The sequence below is a fragment of the Bradyrhizobium sp. 25ACV genome (assembly GCF_054863005.1).
In genome coordinates this window covers 137,417-162,834 of record NZ_JAVAYO010000016.1, presented here as the reverse complement: position 1 = coordinate 162,834, position 25,418 = coordinate 137,417, and the positions used below count along the sequence as shown (strand labels likewise).

Genomic DNA, 25,418 nt, shown 5'->3' with positions numbered 1-25,418 from the left:
GTGCTAGAACGGCACGGACTGGGCGATTGCCGCCGCCTGCGGGCTGCGCCGGCCGCGCTTTGCCTTGCGCTGGGCGGACTTCTCGCCGGCTGCGGCGACATGGGCCGGTTCCAGACTGCGGCGACCCCGGCGGCCGTCGCGATGCCGAAGCCGAAGCCGGCCGTCGCGCAGACCCCCGCCACCGAAAAGGAGCACGAGCGCATCCTGGCGAGCTATGGCGGCACCTATGACGACCCCAGGCTCGAATCACTCGTCAGCAAGACCGTCGACCGGCTGGTCGCGGCGTCCGACCGCCCCGACCAGGGCTACAAGGTCACCATCCTCAATTCCGGCGCGGTGAACGCCTTCGCGCTGCCGAACGGCCAGCTCTATGTCACGCGCGGACTTCTCGCGCTCGCCAGCGACACCTCGGAATTGTCCTCCGTGCTCAGCCACGAGATGGCGCACGTGCTGTCCAAGCACGCCGCTATGCGTGAGGACCAGGCGCGCCAGGCCGCGATCGTCACCCGCGTCGTCACCGACATGAGCAACGATCCTGACCTCACCGCGCTGGCGCTGGCCAAGACCAAGCTCACCATGGCGAGCTTTTCGCGCAAGCAGGAGTTCGAGGCCGACGGCATCGGCGTCGGCCTTTCCGCCAAGGCGCATTTCGATCCCTACGGCGCGGCGCGCTTCCTCTCGGCGATGGAACGCAATGCTGAGCTGAAGGCCGGCAAGAGCTCGCTCGACCCGCGCGCGCAGGACTTCACTTCGTCGCATCCGGCGACTCCGGAGCGGGTGCAGAACGCGCAGACCATTGCACGGCAATATACTGCGCCTGAAGGCGCCGAGCGCGACCGCGAGACCTATCTCGCGGCGATCGACAATCTCGTCTACGGCGAAGACCCTAGCGAGGGTTTCGTCCGCGGCCGCCGCTTCCTGCATCCCAAGCTTGGCTTCACCTTCCAGGCGCCGGACAATTTCACGCTCGACAACACCGCCCAGGCCGTGATCGGCGTGCGCGAGGGCGGCGCACAAGCGATGCGTTTCGACGTGGTGCGCGTGCCGGCCGAGCAGTCGCTCGGCGACTACCTCAATTCCGGCTGGATGGAGGGCGTCGAGAAGGCGTCCACCGAAGACATCACCATCAACGGCTTCCCGGCCGCGTCCGCCGCCGCCAAGGGCGACCAGTGGCAGTTCAAGGTCTATGCGCTGCGTTTCGGCAGCGACGTCTATCGCTTCATCTTTGCGGCCCGACAGAAGTCGACCGAGAGCGAACGCAACGCGCGCGAGACCGTCAATTCATTCCGCCGCCTGACGCTGGACGAGATCCAGGCCGCCCGTCCGCTGCGCATCAAGGTCATCACCGTGCAGCCCGGCGACACCGTGGAATCGCTCTCCCACCGCATGGCCGGCGTCGATCATCCCGCCGAGCGTTTTCGCGTGCTGAACGGGCTCGATCGCACCGCGCAGGTGAAGGTGCGCGACCGCGTGAAGATCGTGGCGGATTGACGTGCGCTAAGCGCACGTCATCCCGGGGCGCGCTCGAGCAGCGAACCCGGGATCTCGCTCCACAAATTCCGCCGTCGTCCCGGACAAGCGCGCATAAAGCGCGCGTCGATCCGGGACCCATAGCCACAGGATAGAGTTAGGCGAAGACTCGGAGTTGCCAGCTTGCTCCATAATCCCGACCTGGGGTTATGGGTCCCGGCGTTCGCCGGGACGACAGCTGTGATGTGGCGACCGCTTGAGCCTAGCGCCCCGCGTCCATGTCGCCCGCCTCGCGCTGGCCGCTGAGCCAGAGTGCCAGCAGGGTCCAGAACGCACCGGACAACAGATACGCACCCGAGGCGATGACGCCGAGATTGGTGGCGAGCAGCAAGGCGACCAGCGGCGCGAAGCCGGCACCGAACAGCCAGGCCATGTCCGAGGTCAGCGCGGACGCCGTGTAGCGATACGCCTGCTTGAAGTTCGAGGCGATCGCGCCGGAGGACTGGCCGAACGACAGGCCGAGCAGGATGAAGCCGATCACCATGTAGATGGTCTCGCCGAACGCGCCGGCATCGAGCAGCTGCGGGGCAAAGCCGCTGTAGATCGCGATCGCGATCGCCGATCCCATCAGCAGCGACTTGCGGCCGACGCGGTCGGCGATGACGCCGGACAGCACGATCGCACCGACACCGAACACGGCGGCAACGATCTCGATGATCAGGAAGCGTACCGGGCTTTCGCGGGTGAACAGGAACACCCAGGACAGCGGAAACACCGTGACCATGTGAAACAGCGCAAAGCTCGCCAGCGGCGCGAACGCTCCCAGCATGATGTTCTGGCCTTCGCTCGCGACGGTGTCGGAGATGCGCGCGGGCTGCAATTCGCGGGTCTCGAACAGCGAGGAATATTCCTCCGTCGTCACCATGCGCAGGCGCGCGAACAGCGCCACCACGTTGATGGCAAAGGCGACGAAGAACGGATAGCGCCAGCCCCAGTCGAAGAAATCGTCGGCCGAGAGGTTGCCGGCGAAATAGGCGAACAGCGCGCTCGCCACGATCAGCCCGAGCGGAGCGCCGAGCTGCGGCACCATCGCGTACCAGCCGCGCTTGGATGGCGGCGCGTTCAGCGCCAGCAGCGAAGCCATGCCATCCCAGGCGCCGCCCCAGGCCAGACCCTGCGCGATGCGCGCCAGCGCCAGCAGCCAGATCGCGGCGACGCCGATGTCGTGATAGCCGGGCAGGAACGCCAGCGCGACCGTGGCGGTGCCGAGCAGGAACAGCGCCGAGATCAGCTTGGCGGTCTTGCCGTAGGCACGGTCGACCGTCATGAAAATGACGGTGCCGATCGGCCGGGCCATGAAGGCCAGCGCGAAGATCATGAAAGAATAGAGCGTGCCGGTCAGCTCGCTCGCGAACGGGAACACCAAGCGCGGGAACACGATCACCGAGGCGATCGCGAAGACGAAGAAGTCGAAGAATTCCGAGGTGCGGCCGATGATGACGCCGATGGCGATCTCGCCGGGACTGGCCTGGTCGTGGCCGTGCTCGCCCGTGTGGAGGTCTGCCATTGCGGGGGTCTGTGCCGTCGCCATTCGTGCGCCCTTAACGTCCTGAAAACCAAAGCCGACCGCCCGGCGGGCGCCGGGCAATCTGGCCCTCTCTGACCCAACATTCCGCACTGCAACATTGGACAAATTGTCCAATGTCCGGATTGTTGCGCCGCAGCTACCCCTTTGGCCCCGCAAAAGAAACTCATTCTCAAAGGCTCGGCCCGTGTCTCGTCTCAAGATCCTGGCGCTACTACCTCTGGCTGCTGCGCTAAGCGGCTGCGACTACGTCGTGCTGGCGCCAGCCGGCGATATCGCAGCGCAACAGCGCGACCTCGTCATCATCTCCACCGTCCTGATGCTCCTGATCGTCGTCCCCGTGATGGCGCTGACGGTGCTGTTCGCCTGGCGCTATCGCCAGTCCAACACGGCCGCTCGCTATGAGCCGGAATGGGACCACTCGACCAAGCTCGAGCTGGTGATCTGGTCGGCGCCGCTGCTGATCATCGTCTGCCTGGGCGCGCTGACCTGGATGGGCACGCATCTGCTCGACCCCTATCGCACGCTCGGGCGCATCCATGCCGACCGCGCCATGGACCAGTCCAAGGCCCCGCTCGAGGTCGACGTCGTCGCGCTCGACTGGAAGTGGCTCTTCATCTACCCGGATTACGGCATCGCCACCGTCAACGAGCTCGCAGCACCGGTCGACCGTCCAATCAAATTCCGCATCACCGCGTCCTCGGTGATGAACTCGTTCTACATCCCCGCGCTTGCCGGCCAGATCTACGCGATGCCGGGCATGGAGACGAAGCTCCACGCCGTCGTCAACCACGCCGGCACGTACAAGGGCTTCTCGGCGAACTACAGCGGTGCCGGCTTCTCCGGCATGCACTTCAACTTTCAGGGCCTCGACGACAAGGGCTTTGACGCCTGGATCGCCAGCGCCAAATCCGCCGGCGGCTCGCTCGGCCGCGCCGAATATCTCCAGCTCGAAAAGCCCAGCCAGAACGAGCCGGTGCGCCGCTACGGCACGATCGACTCCGATCTCTACCGCCTGATCCTCAACATGTGCGTCGAGACCGGCAAGATGTGCCAGAGCGAAATGATGGCGATCGACGCCAAAGGCGGCAACGGTCATCAGGGCCTGAATAACACCCTGCCGCTCACTTACGACAAGTACGCCCGCCGCGGCACCCCGCTCGGGCCGGAGCCGAGCTTCGTCGCCGGCACCTGCACGCCCGATGCGCCGCAGGGCAAGACCACGGCGTCCATCACGGCTCCCGTCGACACGGCGCCGCTGCTCGGCGCCGGCCTGAAGCGGCCGAGCTTCGCGCCGCTCAAGTCCTCGTCCTTCTTCCTCGGACTGCGTCCGAAGTCAGACTCCTAAAGAGATCCCCGCATGTCTCCTGATCTTCTCAAGCTCATCTTCGGCCGGCTCGGCTTCGAATCGCTGCCGCTGCACGAGCCGATCGTCGTCGGCACCTTCGCGGTGGTCGCGCTCGGCGGCGCCGCGCTGCTCGGCGGCCTCACCTATTTCCGCCTCTGGGGCTATCTGTGGCGCGAATGGTTCACCACCGTGGACCACAAGCGCATCGGCATCATGTACATGATCCTCGGCATCGTGATGCTGCTGCGCGGCTTTGCCGACGCGCTGATGATGCGCGGCCAGCAGATGCTGGCCTTTGGCGGCTCCGAAGGCTATCTCAACGCCCATCACTACGACCAGGTCTTCACCGCCCACGGCGTGATCATGATCTTCTTCGTGGCGATGCCGCTGGTCACGGGCCTGATGAACTACGTCGTGCCGCTCCAGATCGGCGCGCGCGACGTGTCGTTCCCTTTCCTGAACAATTTCAGCTTCTGGATGACGGTCGGCGGCGCAGTGCTGGTGATGGCTTCGCTGTTCATCGGCGAATTCGCCCGCACCGGCTGGCTGGCTTATCCGCCGCTGTCGAACATCGGCTATAGTCCCGATGTCGGCGTCGACTATTACATCTGGGCGCTGCAGGTCGCCGGCGTCGGCACGACCTTGTCAGGCATCAACCTGATCTGCACCATCGTCAAGCTGCGGTGTCCCGGCATGACCATGATGAAGATGCCGGTCTTCACCTGGACTTCGCTCTGCACCAACGTCCTGATCGTCGCCTCCTTCCCGGTTCTGACAGTGGTGCTCGCGCTGCTCTCGCTCGACCGCTACGTCGGCACCAACTTCTTCACGAACGACTTCGGCGGCAGCCCGATGATGTACGTGAATCTGATCTGGATCTGGGGTCATCCCGAAGTCTACATCCTGGTTCTCCCGGCGTTCGGCATCTTCTCGGAAGTGACCTCGACCTTCTCCGGCAAGCGGCTGTTCGGCTACACTTCGATGGTCTACGCCACGGTCGTCATCACCATCCTGTCGTACCTGGTCTGGCTGCATCACTTCTTCACGATGGGCTCGGGCGCCAGCGTCAACTCGTTCTTCGGCATCACCACGATGATCATCTCGATCCCGACGGGCGCGAAGATGTTCAACTGGCTATTCACGATGTATCGCGGCCGTATCCGCTACGAGCTGCCGATGATGTGGACGATCGCCTTCATGCTGACCTTCGTGATCGGCGGCATGACGGGCGTGCTGCTGGCGGTGCCGCCGGCCGACTTCGTCCTGCACAACAGCCTGTTCCTGATCGCGCACTTCCACAACGTGATCATCGGCGGCGTGGTGTTCGGCGCCTTCGCGGGCATCTCCTACTGGTTCCCGAAAGCGTTCGGCTTCAAGCTCGATCCGTTCTGGGGCAAGATGTCGTTCTGGTTCTGGGTCACCGGCTTCTACCTCGCCTTCATGCCGCTCTACGTGCTCGGCCTGATGGGCGTGACCCGTCGCCTGCGCGTGTTCGACGATCCGTCCTTGCAGATCTGGTTCGTCATCGCCGCGATCGGGGCCTTCCTCGTCCTCCTCGGCATCCTCTGCATGCTGATGCAGTTCGCGGTCAGCTTCCTCAGGCGCGAGCAGCTCAAGGACGTCACCGGCGATCCCTGGGACGCGCGCACGCTGGAATGGGCGACCTCCTCGCCGCCGCCGGACTACAACTTCGCCTTCACCCCCGTCGTTCACGACAATGACGCGTGGTGGGACATGAAGAAGCGCGGCTACCAGCGTCCGCTCACCGGGTTCAGGCCAATCCACATGCCCAGCAGCACCGGCACCGGCATCATCCTCGCCGGCCTCGCCACCGCAATGGGTTTTGGTTTGATCTGGTACATCTGGTGGCTGGCCGCCGCGAGCTTCGCCGCGATGCTGGTCGTCGGCATCGGTCACACCTTCAACTATCACCGCGACTTCGACATTCCGGCTGAAGACGTCATCCGGACCGAGGACGCGCGCACCAAACTGCTCGCCGGAGCCAAGTAAATGACTGTCGCTGTCCATCCCTCGCAGACCGGCGAGCCGGTCTTCTACCTCGCCGACGAGCATCCGCATCCGGAAGGCTGGAGCACCTCGCTCGGCTTCTGGATCTATCTGATGAGCGACTGTCTCATCTTCGCGATCCTGTTCGCCACCTTCGGCGTGCTCGGCGGCAATTACGCCGCAGGTCCCGCGCCGAAGGACCTGTTCGACCTGAACCTGGTCGCGGTGAACACGTCGATGCTGCTGCTGTCGTCGATCACGTATGGTTTTGCCATGCTGACGATGCAGCAGAACAAGATCGCACAGACGCAAGTCTGGCTGGCGATCACCGGCCTGTTCGGCCTCGCCTTCATCGGCATCGAGCTCACCGAGTTCGCTCACATGATCCATGAAGGCGCCACGCCCCAGCGCAGCGCCTTCCTGTCGGCGTTCTTCACCCTGGTCGGCACCCACGGCCTGCACGTTTCCTGCGGCCTGATCTGGCTGGTGACGCTGATGGTGCAGGTCCAGAAGTTCGGCCTGATCGAAGCCAACCGTCGCCGTCTGATGTGCCTGTCGATGTTCTGGCACTTCCTCGACGTGGTCTGGATCGGCGTCTTCACCTTCGTCTATCTCCTGGGAGTTCTGCGATGAACACCGATACCCATGCCGCGCACGCGGACGATCATCACCACGAAGGCGGCCACGCCCACGGCTCGTTCTCGACCTATATGCTCGGTTTCGTGCTCTCGGTCGTGCTGACCGCGATCCCGTTCTGGCTGGTGATGAGCGGCGCACTGCCGAGCAAGCAGACCACCGCGCTCGTGATCATGGCCTTCGCGGTCGTGCAGATCGTCGTGCACATGATCTACTTCCTGCACATGAACACGACGTCCGAGAACGGCTGGAGCATGATGGCGCTGATCTTCACCATCGTCATGGTGGTGATCGCGCTGTCGGGTTCGCTGTGGGTGATGAGCCATCTCAACAGCAACATGATGCCGATGCATCAGATGAGCGGAATGAAGTGACCGAGTTAGGGACCGTGACAAGCAAGGCGGGCGGGGTGCGCAGCGAGGCTGCGCGGTCCCCGTCCTTGTGGCTCACGGCCATCTCGCTGACGGCCTTTGTTCTTCTGATCGCACTCGGCGTCTGGCAGATCGAGCGCCGCGCCTGGAAGCTGGCGCTGATCGACCGCGTCGAGCAGCGCGTCCATGCCCCGGCCCAGCCGATCCCCTCGCCCGATTCATGGCCCGCCGTCTCCGCCGCAAACGACGAATACAGGCATGTCAGCCTCACCGGCCGCTTCCTGCATGACCGCGAGACGCTGGTCCAGGCGGTCACCGAAGAAGGCCCGGGCTATTGGGTGCTGACACCGCTCCAGCGCGATGACGGCACACAGGTCCTGGTCAACCGCGGCTTCGTGCCGTCCGAGCGGCGCGACGCATCGACGCGCCGGGACGGCAATCCGGACGGCCAGGTCGAGATCACCGGGCTACTCCGCATCACAGAGCCGAAAGGCGGATTCCTCCGGAACAACGTGCCCCAGCACAACCGCTGGTATTCGCGCGATGTCGCCGCGATTGCGACGGCCCGTGGTCTGCACGATGTCGCACCGTTCTTCGTCGATGCCGATGCCGGATCACAATCCGGCAGCGGGCCGATCGGCGGATTGACCGTGGTCAGCTTTCCCAATAACCACCTGATCTACGCGCTGACGTGGTTCGCCCTGGCTTTCATGCTGGCGGGTAAACTCTTCGTCACATTCGGCGGCGGGCTGTTCCGCCGCAAACGCTTCGTCCATGAACCGGCTGGCGGCTCCGATGCCGTCGCCCGCAGGACGGGATCAGATGCTGGAACGATCGTCGAGCCGACCTGACGACGGGAAGACGCTTTCCCAGACACTTGCGCATGGCGGGCTGGCCGTCACGCTGCAATCGCAGGCCGACGCGCGCAGCGAGCTGATCGGCACGACACCGACCGACGACGAGACCAACCGCAAGAACATGGCGCTGCTGATCCAGCTGCGCTGGACCGCGGTGGTCGGCCAGATCGTCACGATCGGCGGCGTGCATTTTGGGCTCGGCATTCCCCTGCCGCTGGAGCGGATGGGCGCGGTGATCGGCGCGCTGGTGCTGCTCAACGTCTCCAGCCTGGTCTGGGTGCGCCATCGCGCCGCGATCACCAACAACGAGCTGCTGGTCGCCTTGATGCTGGACGTCGCCGCGCTGACCGCGCAGCTCTACCTCTCTGGCGGCGCCACCAATCCCTTCACCTCGCTGTTCCTGCTCCAGGTGACGCTCGGCGCGGTGCTGCTCGATGCCCGCTCGACCTGGTCGCTGGTCGCGCTGACCTGCGCGAGTTTTGTCTGGCTGACGCTGGCATACCGCCCGCTGGATCTGCCGCCCAACCCGCTGAGCGAGACCTACACGCTCACGGTCGCCGGCATGCTGCTGGGCTTCGTGCTCAACGCGGTGCTGCTGGTCGTGTTCGTCACCCGCATCAACAGGAATTTGCGCGAGCGCGACGCGAATCTGGCCGCGCTGCGTCAGCATGCCGCCGAGCAGGATCACATCGTCCGCATGGGCCTGCTCGCCTCCGGCGCGGCCCATGAGCTCGGCACGCCGCTCGCCTCGCTCTCGGTGATCCTCAGCGATTGGCGCCGTATGCCCGATCTTGCCGCCGATCAGGAGCTCGCCGAGGACCTCGCCGAGATGGAGACCTCGCTGCAACGCTGCAAGTCGATCGTGACGGGCATCCTGGTCTCGGCAGGCGAAGCACGCGGCGAAGGCTCATCGCCGACGACGGTGACGGCCTTCGTGACCGCCCTGGTCGACGAGTGGCGCGATGCGCGCTCGGCGCGGACGCTCTACTTCGTCAATACGTTCGGCGCGGACGTCGCCATCGTCTCCGACATCGCGTTGAAGCAGGTCATCTTCAACGTGCTCGACAACGCCTACGAGGTCTCGCGGGAATGGGTCGAGCTCGTCGCCGAGCGCGAGGGCGACAACCTCGTGCTGTCGATCAGCGATCGCGGCCCGGGCTTTGCGCCGGAGATGCTGGCGCAGCTTGGAAAGCCCTATCACTCGAGCAAGGGCCGCGCCGGCGGCGGGCTCGGGCTGTTCCTGGTGGTGAACGTCGTGCGCAAGCTCGGAGGCAGCGTGACCGCCGAGAACCACAGGAAGCGCGGCGCCACCGTCCGCCTCACGCTGCCGCTCGCAACGCTGGCGATCGGAGGGAATTTTGACGCCTGACCGTTCGCTCATCGTCGTCGAGGACGATGCCGGCTTTGCGCGCACGCTGAAGCGCTCGTTCGAGCGCCGCGGCTATGATGTCGTGCTCGCCGCTTCGATCGAGGACGTGCGGAACGTGCTGGAGGAGCGTTCCTTCGGCCACGCCGTCGTCGACCTCAAGCTTGGCGGCGCCTCGGGCCTTGCCTGCGTCGAGCTGCTGCACACGCATGACCCCGATATGCTGATCGTGGTGCTCACAGGCTTTGCCAGCATCTCGACCGCCGTCGAGGCGATCAAGCTGGGCGCCTGCCACTATCTCGCAAAGCCCTCGAACACGGATGATATCGAAGCCGCCTTCAACAAGGCCGAAGGCAACGCCGAGGTCGCGCTCGATGCACGGCCGACCTCGATCAAGACGCTGGAATGGGAGCGCATCCACCAGACCCTGATCGAGACCGATTTCAACATCTCGGAGGCGGCACGAAGGCTCGGCATGCACCGGCGCACGCTGGCAAGGAAGCTCGAGAAGCGGCCGGTGAAGTGACCCGCCACGCGTCGTTTGACGAAGACTCTCTCCTCTCGTCGTCCCGGCGAACGCCGGGACCCCTACCGCGGAATCTATCGTTGCGATCGGTAGGCGTACCGAACGACTAGTCTTCGTCAAACTTCTCCCTGGGGGTATGGGTCTCGGCGTTCGCCGGGACGACACCGAGTTTGTCCAGAGAGCTCTTGCACAAAGCTTCCGTCATCGTCTTGGAAAACATTCCCCAAACAAAAAGCCCGGCGCGAGGCCGGGCTTTTGATTGCTTGCGCAGAACGAAGCTGCTTACGCGGCCTCGTCGGCGACGGTGGTGTCGTCGCCATCGGTGTCGTCGGCATCGCCCTCGGCATCCGTATCGCCCTCGCCGTCGGCGGCTTCCGCCTTGGCGTTGGTGCGGCGCGGGCTCTTGGCGAGCTGGGCTTCGATCTCCTTGACCGCTTCGGTCTCGGTCGAGTGCTGCACCACCGCGATCTCGCGGGAGAGGCGATCGAGCGCCGCTTCATAGAGCTGGCGTTCGCTGTAGGACTGCTCCGGCTGCGACTCCGAGCGATAGAGGTCGCGCACGACTTCCGCGATCGCGACGATGTCGCCCGAATTGATCTTCGCTTCGTATTCCTGGGCGCGGCGCGACCACATGGTGCGCTTGACGCGGGCGCGGCCCTTGAGCGTCTCCAGCGCCTTCTTCACCAGCGCGGGCTCGGACAGCTTGCGCATGCCGACATTGGCGACCTTGGCGGTCGGCACGCGCAGCGTCATCTTGTCCTTGATGAAGTTGATGACGAACAGCTCGAGCTTCGCGCCGGCGATCTCCTGCTCCTCGATGGCCAGGATCTGGCCGACGCCGTGAGCGGGATAGACGACGAATTCATTGGCCTTGAAGCCCTGACGCTGGGTCACGACCTTCTTTTCCTCGACCTTCGGCGCAGCGGCCGCCGGCTTCACAGCGGGCTTGGCGGCAGCGACGGGAGCCTTGGCAGGAGCAGCAACGGGAGCCTTCGACGCGGCGGGCTTGGCAGCGGGAGCCTTGGCGGCAACGGGCTTGACAGCAGGCTTGGCAACGGTCGCTTTCGCGGCCGGTTTGGCAGTCTTGTTAGGCATTGCGCTTCTTTTGTTCTTCGAGGACTTTGCAGCCGGCGCCTTCGTCGCGGTCCGACCTTTGGATGCGCTACGGCTGGCCGCGGCGACTTTTTTGGCCTCCTTATGGGAAGCCCTCGCTGAAGTACTCTTTTTACGCGTTTTCTGTGACACAGCCTGCGCGCGGAAACTGCCACGCCCCTGTTCGACATTTGGTTTCACGGGAACCCAGCGGGGCCAACGGGGCTGACAGGGTTCGGCTTAATGTGCCCAATATAGCACATTTCCCGCAAAAATCAATGATTTAGGGGTCTTGAGGGCTGGTTTTCGGCGGAAGCGCCGCTATTAGGGTTAAGTTTGAGCCCGATTCAGTCGCCGGAGCCGGGGTTCGGAGAAAAATATTTCTCGAACTTGCCTTCCATGCCGTCGAATTCCTTGGCGTCGGCAGGTGATTCTTTCTTCTGGGTGATGTTCGGCCAGCTCTTAGCGTAGTCGGCGTTGACCGAAAGCCACTTTTCCAGGCCCGGTTCCGTATCCGGCTTGATGGCGTCGGCGGGGCATTCCGGCTCGCACACGCCGCAATCGATACACTCGTCCGGGTGGATGACGAGCATGTTGTCACCCTCGTAGAAGCAGTCGACCGGGCAGACCTCGACGCAGTCGGTGTACTTGCACTTGATGCAGTTTTCAGTGACGACGTAAGTCATCCAACGCTCCGAAAAGCTCTTTTAAAAGTCGCGGCTTGCGTAGCGCGGATGGCCCTGCGCTGCAAGGTCGGGAAGGGCCGATCATGACGGCTTTGTGTGTTTGATCGACCAAGAACTGAATTCGAAACGCAATTAATTGCGTTTCGCTTCGCTTAGCTCCTCAAAGAGCACCCGCGCCGCGGCAGCATCGCCACGGCGCTCGCTGAAGCCGGTAACCTTCAACACCCGCACGGTGCGATCGAGCGCGACGGTGATGACGTCGCCGAGCTTGATCGCATGCCCAGGCGACTTTTCGCGCTCACCATTGACGCGAACGTGGCCCGACCCGACGAGCTCGGCCGCGGAGGTGCGCGCCTTCACCACCCGCGCGTGCCACAGCCATTTGTCGAGGCGCTGCCGCTCGGTCGTGGGATTACTCCTTGCGCCCCGAGAGCTGCTCTTTCAGCGCGGCGAGCTTGGCGAAGGGCGAGTTCGGATCGGCCGGGCGATCGCGCTCGCGCGGGTTTGCGCTCGAGGCGTAGGGACGCAGCGACGGTCCGCCCTGGCGGTCGCGGCCCTTGTCGCGGTCGCGGCCGCGGTTGTCACGGCCCTTGTCGCGATCTCCGCCGAACTTGCCCTTGTCGCGATCGCGCCCCTTGTTGTCGCGATCCTTGCCCTCGAAGCGGCGGTTCCTGTCGTCGCGCCCCTCGGGACGCGGCGCGCCTTCGCCACCTTCGCGCGGCTTGCGGAAGTCTCTGCCACCATCCCTGCGATGGCCGCCGTGACGCTGGCCCGGCTTCGCGCCCTCGGCTGCTTCGCCGGGCGCGGCGCTCGCTGCACCAGCTTCAGCGCCGGCCTGCGGACGCTGATGGTGGTGACGCTGGTGGCGATGGCGCTCGTGGCGCGGCTTGCGGTCCTCGTGACGGCCGCCGGGACGCCAGACCTCGATCAGTTCGGGCTCGGCGGGCGTCGCCGCAGCTTCAGGCGCGGCGGCGTCGGGTGACGCGGCGGCCTCGGTTGCGGCCGTCTCGGCCGCAGCGGCTTCGAGGCCGGCAGCCTCGGTGGGCGCAGCGGGCTCTTCCGCCGGCGGCGCAATGCCGGGGGCGTCTTCGGGCGTGACGGGGGCCTCGGGGGAGGCTTCCAGCGCAGGCTCGGCCTCCTGAGCCGGCTCGTCCTGCAGCTCCATGCCGGGCGCATCTTCGACGGTGACCGGCTCGGCGACCGCTTCGGTGGAAGCCTCCGCCGGCAGGCCGGCAACGGCCTCCGCCGCGGTCTCGGTCGAGGTCTCTGTCGCGGATTCGGCGCTGCCTTCAGCCGGCGGCGTCTCGGCCGCGACCGTTTCCACCACCGCCGGCTTTGCCGGCAGCGGCGGGCGCTTCTCCATGCGATAGCCGAGCGCGCGCAGCACCGAGGCAAAATCCTCGCCGGCAGATCCCGTGAGCGAGGTCATCGCCTGCGTCACCACGAAGCCACGGCCGTCGAAGGCGCCGGCCGGCTTTTCGCCGGACGCGTTCTCGCGCCAGGCCAGCGCCGGGCGGATCAGATCGGCAAGGCGCTCCAGGATGTCGACGCGCACGGCGCGCTCGCCGGCCTGCTTGTAGCCGAGCACGCGATAGGCATCGCGCGGCAGGGCCTTGTCGACCGGGAATGAGGTGCGGCCGGAAGATGCCAGATGCTGCGCGCCCGAGAGCGAGGACAGATCGACATTGTCCTGCTTCAGCGCCCAAAGCAGCGCTGCGAGCGCACGCGCGGCGGGCTTCAAAAGGCCGGGGAAATAGATGTGATAGGCGCCGAAACGGACGCCGTATTTGCGCAACACCGCGCGCGAGGGCTGGTCGAGATCCTTCAGCTCGTTGGCGATCTTGGGCCGCTCGAGCACGCCGAGCGCCTCGACGAGCTGATAGGCGATGCCGCGGGCGATGCCGGTGACGTCCTCGGCCTTGGAGAGCTCGAACATCGGTCCGAGCAGCTTCTCGACATGGGTCTTGAGCCAGAGCTCGAGCCGGGCCTGCACCTTCTCGCGGGGGCCGCCGGTCAGGCGCTCGTCGGAGATGATGCGGATGCGCGGATGCAGCGCGTCCTCTGCGGCAGACAGCCGCGCCACGGCGTCGCCGGTCCAGCGGATGATGCCTTCGGAGGTCAGCACGAACTGATCGTCCGGCGCATTGCCGAGCTTTTCGGCGCGCGTGTTGATCTCGCCGGCGAGCACTGCTTGCGCTGCAGCCTGCAAGGCTTTCGCATCGGAGCCAGCTTCCGCCGCATCCGGTGCAAAGGTGAAGCCATCGAGGCGGCCGATGACATGGCCTTCGACGATGACTTCGCCGGTCTTGCCGATTTCAGTATTCAAGCTCGTGTTCTCCCGCAGGCGGCGCATCAATACACTGGTCCGGCGATCAACGAAACGCTCAGTCAAGCGTTCATGGAGCGCATCCGATAATTTATTTTCGACCTCGCGGGCGATCCCCTGCCAGCGTTCGGGGTCTTTCAGCCAGTCCGGGCGGTTGGCGACGAAGGTCCAGGTGCGAATCTGCGCGATCCGGGCCGACAGCGTGTCGATGTCGCCATCGACGCGGTCGGCCTGAGTGATCTGGGCCTCGAACCAGGCGTCGGGGATGCAGCCCTTCCGCATCAGGAAGCCGTACAGCGTGGTCACCAGCTCGGCATGGGCGGCTGGCGACAATTTCCGGTAATCGGGGACCTGGCAGGCCTCCCACAGCCGCTCCACCGCCGCCTTGCCATGCGCGATATCGCGCACCTCGACGTCGCGGGCGGCATGGTCGAGCACGCGCATGTCCTCGGCGACGGGGGCGCGCGTCAGCGCCTCGTGGCCGGGGGCGAGGTTCAGGGACACCTGGAGCGCGCCGAGCGAGGAGAAATCCAGCCGGGCGTTGCGCCATTGCAGCATCTTCACGGGATCGAAGGTGTGGTTCTGCAGCGCGTTGACGAGCTCGGGCTCGAACGGCGCGCAGCGGCCGGTGGTGCCGAAAGTGCCGTTGCGCGTGGCGCGGCCGGCACGGCCGGCGATCTGCGCGAATTCGGCCGGCGTCAGCCGGCGGAATTGGTAGCCGTCGAACTTGCGGTCGGAGGCGAACGCGACGTGGTCGACGTCGAGATTGAGGCCCATGCCGACGGCATCGGTGGCAACGAGATAATCGACATCGCCGTTCTGGAACATCGCCACCTGCGCATTGCGCGTGCGGGGCGAGAGCGAGCCCAGCACCACGGCGGCGCCGCCATGCTGGCGGCGGATCAGCTCGGCGATGGCGTAGACCTCATCGGCCGAGAACGCGACGATGGCAGTGCGGCGCGGCTGGCGCGTGATCTTGCGGTCGCCGGCGAATTCCAGCTGCGACAGGCGCGGCCGCGTGATCATGGACACGCCAGGCAAGAGCCGCTCGATGATCGGGCGCATGGTCGCCGCCCCCAACAGCAGCGTCTCGTCGCGGCCGCGACGGTTGAGGATGCGGTCGGTGAAGACGTGGCCGCGTTCGAGATCGCTGGCGATCTGGACCTCGTCGACGGCGAGGAAGGAGAGGTCGAGGTCGCGCGGCATCGCCTCGACGGTCGACACCCAATAGCGCGGGTTTCTCGGCTTGATCTTCTCTTCGCCGGTGACGAGCGCGACCGCCTCGGCTCCGACCCGGCCAGCGATCTTGTTGTAGACCTCGCGCGCGAGCAGGCGCAGCGGCAGCCCGATCATCCCGGAAGGGTGCGCCAGCATCCGCTCGATGGCGAGATGGGTCTTGCCGGTGTTGGTCGGCCCGAGCACCGCAGTGACGCCGGCGCCAGGCACGCGATCGGACGGCGCGCGCTCGGAGGCGAAGGGGGAGGAGGAAAAGGGCATCTGGGGGATTAGGTAGTGGCGATTTGGGCGAATGTCAGTGCTGTCTGGGGCGGGGGCGGGGCTGATCAACCCGTCATCCTGAGGCGCTCCCCATGCGGCGCATCGCGCCGCATGGGGAGCCTCGAAGGATGAACGGCCCGGGTGCCAACCCAGCAAATGTCCGCGGCGCCAGCCGGGCCCGTCGCCCTTCGAGGGCCGCTGAAGAAGCGGCCACCTCAGGGTGACGGGATGTAGCAGCGGAGAATCCGGCGCCTCCCCAAACCTCGCGCAACTGTCTCACTTTGCGACGCTTTTCCCGTTGGTCTTAAGCTTCGGAACGACTCTAGAACGAATCGCGGCCGAATCGCTGACTCCCCCTGGAGTCATGTTCCGTTCACGCAACATGTCGCGGGAGTCTTATTGGCTACAACTAGATGGAGTTTTCGGCTGCCGTACAAGTGACGTTTCGATGGCGCAAAGCCTTAAGTTGGGGACGGCGCGGAGTCGAATCAGAATCGGGGAGGAGTCAAATGGATTCCCGGATCGAGGCCCCCGAACTCATTTTCGCGAAAACAACCCCATGCACAGTAGGTAAGTGATTGAAATTGCTGGATCTCCCTTACCCTCCCCTGGAGGGGGAGGGTCGATCGCGCGCAGCGCGAGCGGGGTGGGGTGATCTCTCCGCACGAAGACTGCCGGTGCGGAGAGATCACCCCACCCCGCTGCGCATTGCGCTTCGCTTCATGCTCAGCGACCCTCCCCCTCCAGGGGAGGGTAAACGGGACCACCGCAGCGCTTACTGCGTCTTCGCCACCCTTGGCGGCTGGGCCGTGCTGATGAAGCTGGTGGCTTCCAGCATGGCCGGACCCAGGGGCGTCGGCACTTTCAGCCAGAACGGGACCAGGACGCGCGTGCCGGCGACGGGGGCAAAGGCGATCTCGATGTTGCGCTGGGCGGCGAGGTATTTGATCACGGGGCGGTCGGGGATGTAGCCCGCGACAGGCACGAAATAGAGCGAACAGACCACCACCGGGCCGTGATAGCCCTTCTCCGCCTTCACATTCTCCATGCGCTTGAAATCGAGCTTCAGATCGTAGCGCATGCGGCCATCGAACACGGGCGCCGAGTTGTGGCAGGCGTCCGGCGAGACCGGATCGCCATTGCCGGGCACGCGCAACAGCGAGGCCGTCATGGGGTCCCAGACGCCGCGGCGGTGCGCGTCGGTGACGACGATACGGTCAGGATCGACCGGCGGCTCCGGCAGAATGGCAAAATCCTTCACATTGCCCTTGTCGAGCGTGATGCGGATCTCTTCGGTCTTCTTCGAGGTGGTGGTGGAGGCCTGGTAGCCGGTCGCCACCAGCGCGCCGTTGACGATGCGCCCTTGGCTGGCGCCGGTGCCGGACCCGCCCGTGAACGACTTCAGCAGCCCCGAGGTGCCGCCCGCGGCCGCCGCCGAGAACACATCGTCCTGGATGTCGATGTTCCATGCGCCCTTGCCGACGGGAATGCCGGCCAGCGAGGCCTCATACTGCGCCTCGAGCTTGCCCTGCGCCGCCGCCGGCACCACGCCCCAGGCCACCACCAGGCCGCAAAGCGCCGCCAGCCAGCCGGCAAAGCGCGGGCCGACTGAGCGCTGTTCTGGCGCAAAAGGGGACGTTGTGAGCACGAAACAATCCAATCGGGGCGCGACGGTTGTTACTTAAGCCAAAAACCGCGGCAAACAATGTGTCCGGGCGTCACGAGCCGGGAACTCCACCGGAGTTTTCGGTCGCGAATACGCCCTTTATGTGATGGTAAGGCGCGACAAACATTGCCGTTTTGGTGATCGGGGGGTAGCCGCGGGCGGGTAACCTCTCCCGCTTGCGGGAGAGCACAGGCCGCCTTCGGCGGCCGTCCTCTTGAGAACGCCGAGGCGGAGCCTCGGCTATGGCGAAGCGCGGGTGAGGGCTCTTCTGGGGGGCACTAGCTAGTGTCCCCCAGAAGAAAGAGCCCTCACCCCAACCCTCTCCCGCAGGCGGGAGAGCACCACCCGGGCGGCCCCAAAAGACCGCCCAAAACCTTGACTACCCGCCCCTTCCCCCCTATACGTCCGCCCGCTCCCTGCAAGGACAAAAGAATTAGCCCCCGTGGCGCCCAGAATGGCGGCCGCAATCGTTGGGGGATCGAACTCAAGGATTTATGCCATGTCTCGCCGCTGCGAACTGACGGCCAAAGGCCCCCTCGTCGGCCACAAGGTCAGCCACTCCAACATCAAGACCAAGCGCCGCTTCCTGCCGAACCTGGTCAACGTGACCTTCATCAGCGAAGCCCTGGAGCGCAACGTGCGCCTGCGCGTCTCGACCAACGCGGTCAAGAGCGTCGACCACAATGGCGGCTTAGATGCCTTCCTGCTCAAGGCCAAGGCCGACCTGCTGTCGCCGCGCGCCCTCGAGCTGAAGCGCGCCATCCAGAAGAAGGTCGGCCCGACGGCCGCACCGGCCAAGAAGGCCAGCTAAGTTTTTCGGAAATTGGGCGGGGGCTAAGTTGCGTCGCGTGGCGTAGGCTTAGCCAGTAGCGTTCTGCGTTTGCGGCCGGATCGAAAGATCCGGCCGTTTTTGTTTTTGCGTCGGTAGATTGGTAGCGAACCTTGAGCACCCTTAGCACAAGGGAGTATACGAGACAGTGCAGCTCATAGTTGCAGGTCAACAATGAATCTGTTTGGGTCGGTTAGAGGGATAACCGATGCATATTGATTCAGTTGAAATCGCCAATTTTCGGAAGCTTCGTTCGACCCGGGTTAGCTTTTCGCGAGACAAGACAGTTTTCGTAGGCGCGAACAATAGCGGCAAAACTTCCGCCATGGTCGCGCTACGATATTTCCTAGTAGCTCACGAACGAACTAGCTTCACCCTAAACGACTTCACCGTCTCCCACTGGCCGTCCATTGTGACAATGGGCACGAGTTGGGAGAAAGCCGCCGCAGCCGACGAGATACTCCCTGAACCCAACTGGAAGGATTTTCTTCCAACACTCGACGTTTGGCTCCACGTTGAGGGGGACGAAGTCCACTATGTCCAAAAGATCTTGCCCACATTGGACTGGGAGGGCGGTCAACTCGGCGTGCGGCTTCGTTTTGAACCTAAGGATACGATAGAACTGCAGCGCGAGTATCTTTCCGCTCGTGCAGACGCGGAGAAAGCCAAGAGGGGTGAAGCAATCAGCGACTCGGGTAAGGCGAGCGAGAACATTGTCGTATCACTTTGGCCGGATGACCTTGTTGATTTTGTCCGTCGCCGCGTTGGGCGACTATTCGTCATCAGAGCATACGTTCTCGATCCCACGAAACGGCAGGAGCCGGAACATGGTACGGCGAAACCACAAGTTCTGCCAGCCGACGCCATTGCGCTAGAGGAAGACCCTTTTAGGGGCCTAATCAGAATTAGCGAGATCAGCGCGCAACGCGGCTTCGGACAAGAAGCTGAAGTCGTATTTGAGGAAGACGGCACCAACGCTGTTACCAGCACCGCCAATGCACGGAAACTCTCCGAGCAACTCCGGGGGTACTACAGCCGTCACTTGGACCCGTACGACAATCCGGACGCAAAAGATATAAAAGCGCTGCAAGCGATTGAACAAGCGCAAAAAGCCTTCGATATTCGGCTCAACGAGGGCTTTGAAGCGGCGCTAAAGGAATTGGAGGAGCTTGGATATCCAGGCGTCAGAGATCCCAAGCTCGAAATTTCAACAAGGCTGCGTCCTGTTGAAGGACTCAACCACGAAGCTGCTGTACGTTACGTTATCCAAATGACCGACGGCACCGAGAACACTCGGTTGCATCTGCCGGAAGACTCGAACGGCCTTGGATACCAGAATCTAATTTCGATGGTATTCCGGCTTATGAGTTATCGCGATGCATGGATGCTAGTTGGCAAAGCTGAAACAAGAGCCGTCGGAAGTAAGGCATTCAGGCCACCCCTGCATCTTGTGCTCGTAGAGGAACCAGAAGCCCATCTCCACACCCAGGTTCAGCAAGTCTTCATCAGGCAGGCATACAACATCCTGCGCAAGCACCGCGATTTGGGGGACAGCAAGACCTTTACCACGCAACTAGTCGTCAGCACACACTCAAGTCATATTGCGCATGAGTGCGACTTCGCTTCATTGCGGTACTTCAGACGACTTGCCGGCGCGAAGATGGAAATTCCGAGCTCCTGCGTTGTTGATGTCTCTACCGCGTTTGGATCGAACGAAGAAACTCGTCGATTCGTCACTCGCTACCTCAAGGTGACACACTGCGATTTGTTCTTTGCGGATGCGGCTGTATTGATCGAAGGCCCAGCTGAACGAATTCTCACTCCTCATTTTGTGAGAGAGCACGCTCAATTCAAAGATTTGCGGGAATGCTACGTTACGTGGCTCGAGATTGGCGGCAGTCACGCGCATCGATTGCGCGGCCTCATTGAATGCCTCGCACTGCCCACCTTGATCATTACCGATCTCGACGCGGTAGGCGAGGCTAACAAATCCGCGCCCCCGAAGAGAGGCGCCAGCCAGACGTCGCGCAACCAAACGCTGAGCACATGGTGCCCAAAACGAACCTCCTTGGACGAGCTCCTTGACGTGCCGGAGCAAGACAAGGCTCTCAAATATGAAGCACAGCGATTCTCCATTCGCGTAGCATATCAATCGCCAGTCAAGATTGACTTCCGTGGCAGCACCATCGAAGCGCTCGCCAACACCTTCGAAGACGCTATATTGTTTGAGAATATCAGCCTCTTCCTTGAACAAGAAGGGACGGGTCTTGTTGCAAAGTTCAAGTCAGCAATAGAAGCCAGCGCTACAGTGGAAGAACTGAGTGGAAAGCTCGCCGAAAGCCTGAAAACCGGCAGCAAAGCTGAACTTGCTCTTGATCTGCTTGAGTTCAAGGACGCTAGCAAACTTAAGCCCCCAACCTATATGCTTGAGGGCCTACTCTGGCTTTCCGATCAGGTGCGCGAGCGACAGAAAGAATTGGGTCTCGCGGTATCGCTATATACTGCAACCCCGACGATGGCCGCTTGATGTCCGAAGCAACAGCCACCAACTCTAACGTCGCCCTCGATCAACATATCGATGAGGAAATCTCAGCCTGTTTAGACTTAGAGTATCCAAAGAGTTTCTTTCTATACGCAGGCGCGGGCTCCGGCAAAACGAGCTCTCTTATCCGAGCCCTCGAATTCATCAAACAGAAAAATCTTCCGAGGCTCCGCCTCAGGGGACAACAAGTTGCAGTGGTCACATACACTAACGCAGCCTGCGACGAGATCCTTCGGCGATTGAAATTCGATCCGACCTTTCACGTCTCAACGATCCATAGCTTCGCCTGGAAGCTAATTTCTGGATTCAATAAAGACATTCGCGACTGGCTTCACAGAAGACTAGAGAGCGAAATTCACGAACTTAAGGAACAGGAGGCGAAGGGGCGCCCCGGCACGAAAGCCTCCGTGGCCCGTCAGGCACAGATCGAATCGAAATCCCGCCGACTTAACGGCCTGGGTGGAATAAAGAAATTCTCTTACAGTCCGACCGGAGACAACAAAGAGCGAGACTCACTAAATCATGCGGAGGTGATTGAACTCTTTGCAAATTTTCTTACCGAGAAGAAAATGATGCAGAGCATCTTAGTGAACCAATTTCCTTTTCTTCTGGTGGATGAGAGCCAGGACACGAATATGCGGATCGTTGATGCTCTTCTAACCGTACAAGCCGCTCACACCGGAAAGTTCAGCCTCGGCTTCATCGGCGACACGATGCAGAGAATCTATAACGACGGGAAAGAGCGAATAGAGGAGGAGCTGCCATCTGACTGGGTCAAGCCTGTAAAGCGCCTCAATCATCGATGCCCAAGACGAATCGTTCGGCTCATCAATCAGATTCGCAGCCAAGTCGACAATCACGCTCAAGAGGCTAGGTCCGACAGCATCGACGGAATCGTTCGATTGTTTGTTTTGAGAGCGAGCGAGGAGAATAAGTCCTCAACGGAAGACTCCGTCCGGGCTTATATGGCTGAGATCACTCGTGACGCGGATTGGAAAGATCGCCGAAAGTGTAAGATATTGACGCTCGAGCATCATATGGCCGCTAGGCGCATGGGCTTCGAGACGATTTTCGAGGCACTTGCTAGCGTGGACGCCTTCAGAACTGGATTTCTTGACGGTTCATTGTCGATCACACGATTGTTTACGGCCAACGTCTTGCCTCTCATCTCTGCTCTTCAGAGCGGGGACAAATTTGCTACAGCAAAAATAATGCGCGAGTTCTCCCCTCTACTGAGCGCTGAACTACTCAAGAATGCGAGCGACCAGCGCGATCAGCTGCGTAATGCCAAGAATGCAGCTGAGGGGTTGTTGAAGCTTTGGCAGCAAGGAGTGCCCACCTGCGGTGCAGTTCTGAGTTATGTCGCCGAACAGCATCTTTTTGATCTTCCAGACATCTTGAAGCCATTCTCCAGTCCCCGATTGACTGATGGAGCTCAATCTAGCCTTGAGGACGAGTCTCGTGATCCTCTAGATGAGGAAGACGCAGCGATAGAGAAGTTTCTGCTCGCTTCATTTTCGGAAGTCGCGCCATATGCTCAATATATCTCGAATGCGGCCGAGTTCGGCACACACCAGGGGGTTAAGGGTCTAGAGTTCGATCGCGTTATGGTGTTGATGGACGATACTGAGGCCCGCGGCTTCATGTTCGGATATGAAAAGTTTTTTGGCGCCAAGGAACTTTCAACGAGCGATTTGTCGAATGAATCTGAGGGCCGCGACAACTCGGTTAGCAGGACGCGTCGCCTATTTTATGTCACCTGCAGCAGGGCCAAGAAGAGCCTTGCATTGGTGCTCTACACGTCTGCTCCCGAGACGGTGAAAATGCAAATGCTCAAGAACGAATGGTTCGACGAGCACGAAATTTTATTGACGGTGCCCAGTCATCGTGATCCGGCGTAACCGGCCCAGACGTTGAGCCCTGTTGCGGCAGATAGTCGCCCGACTCGACTGCTCCGCGAAAGTTCAAGTCTGTGCTTGAGTTGTGCCATCTACTCCATTTCCCGCCATACTCACCCCGGTAGCATCACCCGGAGGCGCGCACCCCGTGGCCCACGCAGCCCCCCGTCCCACCCCCTCCCCGAAAAACCTCGTCGTCCGCTGTGACGGCACCGGCAACGAGATTTCGCAGAACATCTCCACCGTCCCGAAGCTCTATCGCTGCCTGCGCAAGACGGACAGCACGCAGCCGCGGCAGATGGTGCTCTGCGATCCCGGGGGTCAGCCCGGTGACCGCACCCGTAAACACCCCCCGCGCGCGTTAACCGTTCATTAACCAACGCACCCTAGCCTGCTGTAATCGTCCAGCCATCATTAGCTCGAAATGCCTTCCCGGTTCGCTCCAGGAGAAGCGCCGATGTGCGTTGCGTTGTTGACGTATGCCGATCTCAGTGCCCGCCTCAATATCTCGCGCGAGGCCGCGCGATCGCTGGCGCGACGACGCCGGCTGCCGCGCTCGCGTTCGGATGACGGCAAGGCCCTGGTGAGCGTTGATCTCGACGAGCTCCGGTACACGCCCCGCCCGCGACGTGCCCGCCGGGCAGACCCCATCGCCGCCTCCATGGCAAGAATCGAGGCGGTCAAGACCGAGGCCTTCAAGGCGGAGATCGCGCGGCTCGAAGACGTCGCAACCGCCTACAGGGCCGTGTTCGAGCGCGAGCGGGATCGCGCCGATCGCCTCGCCGTCGAGCTGCAGCAGGCGACGGCCGAGACCATGGCAGCCAATGCGTGGGCGACACGACTGGAAGACGAAGTGACGGCGCTGCGGAGCGATCGCCGGGACGGCTCGATCGCGGGACACGCCGCGCGTCGATTGGGACATCTGGCCGCTGCCATCGTCAAGGCAGACCGCGCGGCTAGAGCGCGATGAGATTGGGATGAATCGTCATCGCGCTCTAGTTTTTGTTCGAGCATGATCTTTTCGGAAAACCGCTTCGCACTTTTCCGGATCATGCTTGCAGGTAGCACTCGAAGACTTCTCCATCCCCGGCTTGCCGGACCAATCGCGAGGGAAAAATGGCTGGCAATATCGATATTCATGAAATGAAGGCCCGCATCGTCGTGTTCGGTGTCGGCGGCGCAGGCGGCAATGCCGTCAACAACATGATCACGGCCGGGCTGCAAGGGGTCGAGTTCGTGGTCGCCAACACCGACGCGCAGGCGCTGGCCATGTCGAAGGCGAAGCACCTCATCCAGCTCGGCACACATGTCACCGCAGGCCTCGGCGCCGGCTCGCAGCCGGAACTGGGCCGCGCCGCAGCCGAGGAGGCCATCGATGCGATCCGCAATCAGTTGACCGGCGCGCACATGGTGTTCGTAACCGCCGGCATGGGCGGCGGCACCGGCACCGGGGCTGCACCCGTCGTCGCCAGGACCGCGCGCGAGCTCGGCATTCTCACGATCGGCGTGGTCACCAAGCCGTTCTACTTCGAGGGCCAGCGCCGCATGCGCTTTGCCGAGGCCGGCATCGAGGAGCTGCTGAAGACGGTCGACACCCTCTTGATCATCCCGAACCAGAACCTGTTCCGGGTGGCCAGCGAGAAGACCACGTTCGCCGATGCCTTCGCCCTTGCCGACCAGGTGCTTTATTCGGGCGTGGCCTGCATCAGCGACCTCATCGTCAAGGAAGGCCTGATCAATCTCGATTTTGCCGACGTCCTCTCCGTCATGAAGGAGAAGGGCAAGGCCATGATGGGACGGGGCGAGGCCTCCGGCGAGAAGCGCGTGCTCGCCGCCGCCGTCGCCGCGATCTCCAATCCGTTGATCGAGAACCCCTCGATCAAGCGCGCCAGCGGCCTCATCATCTCCATCACCGGCGGCAAGGATCTCATGCTGTACGAGGTCGACGAAGCGGCCAGCCGCATTCGCGACGAGGCCGACCCGGACGCCAACATCATCGTCGGCGCCTCCTTTGACGAAAGCTTAGAGGGCATCGTCCGCGTCTCGGTGGTGGCGACCGGTATCGACAATCTCGACCCGGCGCAGGCGCTGCCGGTCGAAACCGCCCTCACGCAGCTCGCCGGCAGGCTGCGCAACGACAGCCGCCGCATCGCCGATCGCATCGAGCGCAGCGCACCCATTCCGCAAGCGGGCAGCCCGCCGCTCCGCCCGCAGCCGCACCACCCCGTGGGGCCACCGGCACGGCCGGGTCTGGACCATGCGCGCCAGGCGGCCGACCGGCCGCTCGATCCTTACGGCCGCGCCGCCGCGCGCAATGCGCCCGACGAGGCCGTTCTCGATATCCCGGCCTTCCTGCGCCGCGCCGCCAACTGAGGGGTGGCGAGAGCCGCGGTTGCTTGCATGGCGACTAGCGAGCCCAACAACAGGTCGTCATCCCGGGGCGCGACGAAGTCGCGAGCCCGGGATCCATAACCACCATCGTGAGTATGGATGCCGGGCTCGCGCCAAGAGGCGCGCCCCGGAATGACGGAGTAAAACAGCAACTTTCCACCCTCTCCCCTTGTGGGAGAGGGTGGCTTCGCGATAGCGAAGCCGGGTGAGGGGTTCTCTCCGCGCGCGAAGCTATTGCAGTGAGTTCGTGGAGAGATACCCCTCATCCGGCGCTTCGCGCCACCTTCTCCCACAAGGGGAGAAGGGAAAGCGGCCAGCCGCCGAT

General features: G+C 63.0%; 18 protein-coding genes and 2 pseudogenes. 14 read left to right on the top strand and 6 right to left on the bottom strand.

Annotated elements, in window-relative coordinates; translation table 11 throughout:
• The gene (locus tag RAD04_RS30680) at nt 1-1,491 is read left to right on the top strand and encodes a M48 family metalloprotease (protein ID WP_461626802.1); all 1,491 of its coding nucleotides are present in this window, start codon (nt 1-3) and stop codon (nt 1,489-1,491) included.
• Between the two features lie 241 nt (nt 1,492-1,732).
• Here the strand turns inward: RAD04_RS30680 and RAD04_RS30675 are convergent, their stop codons facing one another.
• A complete protein-coding gene (locus RAD04_RS30675) occupies nt 1,733-3,061 on the bottom strand; it encodes an MFS transporter (protein WP_091959675.1) in 1,329 nt (442 codons plus the stop codon).
• A 181-nt stretch (nt 3,062-3,242) separates the two neighbouring features.
• Here RAD04_RS30675 and cyoA point away from each other — a divergent pair, with 181 nt between their 5' ends.
• Genes cyoA through RAD04_RS30640 form a run of 7 tightly spaced genes read left to right on the top strand, consistent with a single transcriptional unit; the run spans nt 3,243 to nt 10,166 of the window.
• A complete protein-coding gene (gene cyoA / locus RAD04_RS30670; RefSeq protein ID WP_461626781.1) occupies nt 3,243-4,403 on the top strand; it encodes a ubiquinol oxidase subunit II in 1,161 nt (386 codons plus the stop codon).
• A 12-nt stretch (nt 4,404-4,415) separates the two neighbouring features.
• Nucleotides 4,416-6,413, top strand: a complete 1,998-nt coding sequence (gene cyoB / locus RAD04_RS30665; protein ID WP_461626780.1) for a cytochrome o ubiquinol oxidase subunit I — start codon at nt 4,416-4,418, stop codon at nt 6,411-6,413.
• On the top strand, nt 6,414-7,043 hold the full coding sequence (gene cyoC / locus RAD04_RS30660) for a cytochrome o ubiquinol oxidase subunit III (RefSeq protein WP_461621534.1): 630 nt from the start codon (nt 6,414-6,416) through the stop codon (nt 7,041-7,043).
• Nucleotides 7,040-7,420 (top strand): cytochrome o ubiquinol oxidase subunit IV, encoded by a 381-nt coding sequence (gene cyoD / locus RAD04_RS30655; RefSeq protein ID WP_461626779.1) that lies wholly within the window; start codon nt 7,040-7,042, stop codon nt 7,418-7,420. The genes cyoC and cyoD overlap by 4 nt, the downstream gene beginning before the upstream one ends.
• Complete coding sequence (locus RAD04_RS30650) at nt 7,417-8,268, top strand: SURF1 family protein (protein WP_461626778.1); 852 nt, start codon at nt 7,417-7,419, stop codon at nt 8,266-8,268. The genes cyoD and RAD04_RS30650 overlap by 4 nt, the downstream gene beginning before the upstream one ends.
• Nucleotides 8,240-9,643 carry an ATP-binding protein gene (locus tag RAD04_RS30645; RefSeq protein WP_165637481.1) on the top strand — a complete coding sequence of 468 codons (1,404 nt, stop codon included), beginning with the start codon at nt 8,240-8,242 and terminating at the stop codon, nt 9,641-9,643. Before RAD04_RS30650 ends, RAD04_RS30645 begins: the two co-directional genes overlap by 29 nt.
• Nucleotides 9,633-10,166, top strand: a complete 534-nt coding sequence (locus tag RAD04_RS30640; RefSeq protein WP_018316482.1) for a response regulator transcription factor — start codon at nt 9,633-9,635, stop codon at nt 10,164-10,166. Before RAD04_RS30645 ends, RAD04_RS30640 begins: the two co-directional genes overlap by 11 nt.
• A 282-nt stretch (nt 10,167-10,448) precedes the next feature.
• Here RAD04_RS30640 and RAD04_RS30635 read toward each other — a convergent pair whose 3' ends face one another.
• The 5 genes and pseudogenes from RAD04_RS30635 to RAD04_RS30615 form a co-directional block, all read right to left on the bottom strand.
• The gene (locus RAD04_RS30635) at nt 10,449-11,261 is read right to left on the bottom strand and encodes a CarD family transcriptional regulator (protein ID WP_461621537.1); all 813 of its coding nucleotides are present in this window, start codon (nt 11,259-11,261) and stop codon (nt 10,449-10,451) included.
• Nucleotides 11,262-11,605: 344 nt separating this feature from the next.
• Nucleotides 11,606-11,944 carry a ferredoxin FdxA gene (gene fdxA, locus RAD04_RS30630; RefSeq protein ID WP_011082989.1) on the bottom strand — a complete coding sequence of 113 codons (339 nt, stop codon included), beginning with the start codon at nt 11,942-11,944 and terminating at the stop codon, nt 11,606-11,608.
• Between the two features lie 132 nt (nt 11,945-12,076).
• A pseudogene (locus tag RAD04_RS30625) lies at nt 12,077-12,346 on the bottom strand (RNA-binding S4 domain-containing protein); the annotation flags it as partial.
• A gap of 10 nt (nt 12,347-12,356) precedes the next feature.
• Nucleotides 12,357-15,767 carry a helicase-related protein gene (locus RAD04_RS30620; RefSeq protein ID WP_461626777.1) on the bottom strand — a complete coding sequence of 1,137 codons (3,411 nt, stop codon included), beginning with the start codon at nt 15,765-15,767 and terminating at the stop codon, nt 12,357-12,359.
• 775 nt (nt 15,768-16,542) lie between these two features.
• On the bottom strand, nt 16,543-17,352 hold the full coding sequence (locus RAD04_RS30615; RefSeq protein ID WP_461626801.1) for a DUF3108 domain-containing protein: 810 nt from the start codon (nt 17,350-17,352) through the stop codon (nt 16,543-16,545).
• A gap of 580 nt (nt 17,353-17,932) precedes the next feature.
• Between RAD04_RS30615 and rpmB the strand changes: the two genes are divergently transcribed.
• From rpmB to ftsZ, 6 genes and pseudogenes are all read left to right on the top strand, one after another.
• Complete coding sequence (rpmB, locus tag RAD04_RS30610; RefSeq protein ID WP_028141842.1) at nt 17,933-18,244, top strand: 50S ribosomal protein L28; 312 nt, start codon at nt 17,933-17,935, stop codon at nt 18,242-18,244.
• A gap of 226 nt (nt 18,245-18,470) precedes the next feature.
• Nucleotides 18,471-20,789, top strand: coding sequence for an AAA family ATPase (locus RAD04_RS30605; protein WP_461626776.1), 2,319 nt, complete (start codon nt 18,471-18,473; stop codon nt 20,787-20,789).
• Nucleotides 20,789-22,705, top strand: a complete 1,917-nt coding sequence (locus RAD04_RS30600) for a UvrD-helicase domain-containing protein (RefSeq protein WP_461626775.1) — start codon at nt 20,789-20,791, stop codon at nt 22,703-22,705. Before RAD04_RS30605 ends, RAD04_RS30600 begins: the two co-directional genes overlap by 1 nt.
• Nucleotides 22,706-22,850: 145 nt before the next feature.
• Nucleotides 22,851-23,021: pseudogene (locus RAD04_RS30595) on the top strand (phospholipase effector Tle1 domain-containing protein); the annotation flags it as partial.
• A 138-nt stretch (nt 23,022-23,159) separates the two neighbouring features.
• On the top strand, nt 23,160-23,672 hold the full coding sequence (locus RAD04_RS30590) for a hypothetical protein (protein ID WP_461626774.1): 513 nt from the start codon (nt 23,160-23,162) through the stop codon (nt 23,670-23,672).
• Between the two features lie 146 nt (nt 23,673-23,818).
• Nucleotides 23,819-25,075, top strand: coding sequence for a cell division protein FtsZ (gene ftsZ / locus RAD04_RS30585; RefSeq protein ID WP_461626773.1), 1,257 nt, complete (start codon nt 23,819-23,821; stop codon nt 25,073-25,075).
• The last annotated feature ends 343 nt before the right edge of the window (nt 25,076-25,418 follow it).

Bases quoted from the DNA above. Each gene is read 5' to 3' on its own strand.
- cyoB (WP_461626780.1), top strand. From the start codon at position 4,416: ATGTCTCCTGATCTTCTCAAGCTCATCTTCGGCCGGCTCGGCTTCGAA.
- cyoC (WP_461621534.1), top strand. From the start codon at position 6,414: ATGACTGTCGCTGTCCATCCCTCGCAGACCGGCGAGCCGGTCTTCTAC.
- RAD04_RS30620 (WP_461626777.1), bottom strand. From the start codon at position 15,767: ATGCCCTTTTCCTCCTCCCCCTTCGCCTCCGAGCGCGCGCCGTCCGAT.
- ftsZ (WP_461626773.1), top strand. From the start codon at position 23,819: ATGGCTGGCAATATCGATATTCATGAAATGAAGGCCCGCATCGTCGTG.
- cyoD (WP_461626779.1), top strand. From the start codon at position 7,040: ATGAACACCGATACCCATGCCGCGCACGCGGACGATCATCACCACGAA.
- RAD04_RS30675 (WP_091959675.1), bottom strand. From the start codon at position 3,061: ATGGCGACGGCACAGACCCCCGCAATGGCAGACCTCCACACGGGCGAG.
- RAD04_RS30645 (WP_165637481.1), top strand. From the start codon at position 8,240: ATGCTGGAACGATCGTCGAGCCGACCTGACGACGGGAAGACGCTTTCC.
- RAD04_RS30600 (WP_461626775.1), top strand. From the start codon at position 20,789: ATGTCCGAAGCAACAGCCACCAACTCTAACGTCGCCCTCGATCAACAT.
- rpmB (WP_028141842.1), top strand. From the start codon at position 17,933: ATGTCTCGCCGCTGCGAACTGACGGCCAAAGGCCCCCTCGTCGGCCAC.
- RAD04_RS30590 (WP_461626774.1), top strand. From the start codon at position 23,160: ATGTGCGTTGCGTTGTTGACGTATGCCGATCTCAGTGCCCGCCTCAAT.
- RAD04_RS30635 (WP_461621537.1), bottom strand. From the start codon at position 11,261: ATGCCTAACAAGACTGCCAAACCGGCCGCGAAAGCGACCGTTGCCAAG.
- fdxA (WP_011082989.1), bottom strand. From the start codon at position 11,944: ATGACTTACGTCGTCACTGAAAACTGCATCAAGTGCAAGTACACCGAC.
- RAD04_RS30605 (WP_461626776.1), top strand. From the start codon at position 18,471: ATGCATATTGATTCAGTTGAAATCGCCAATTTTCGGAAGCTTCGTTCG.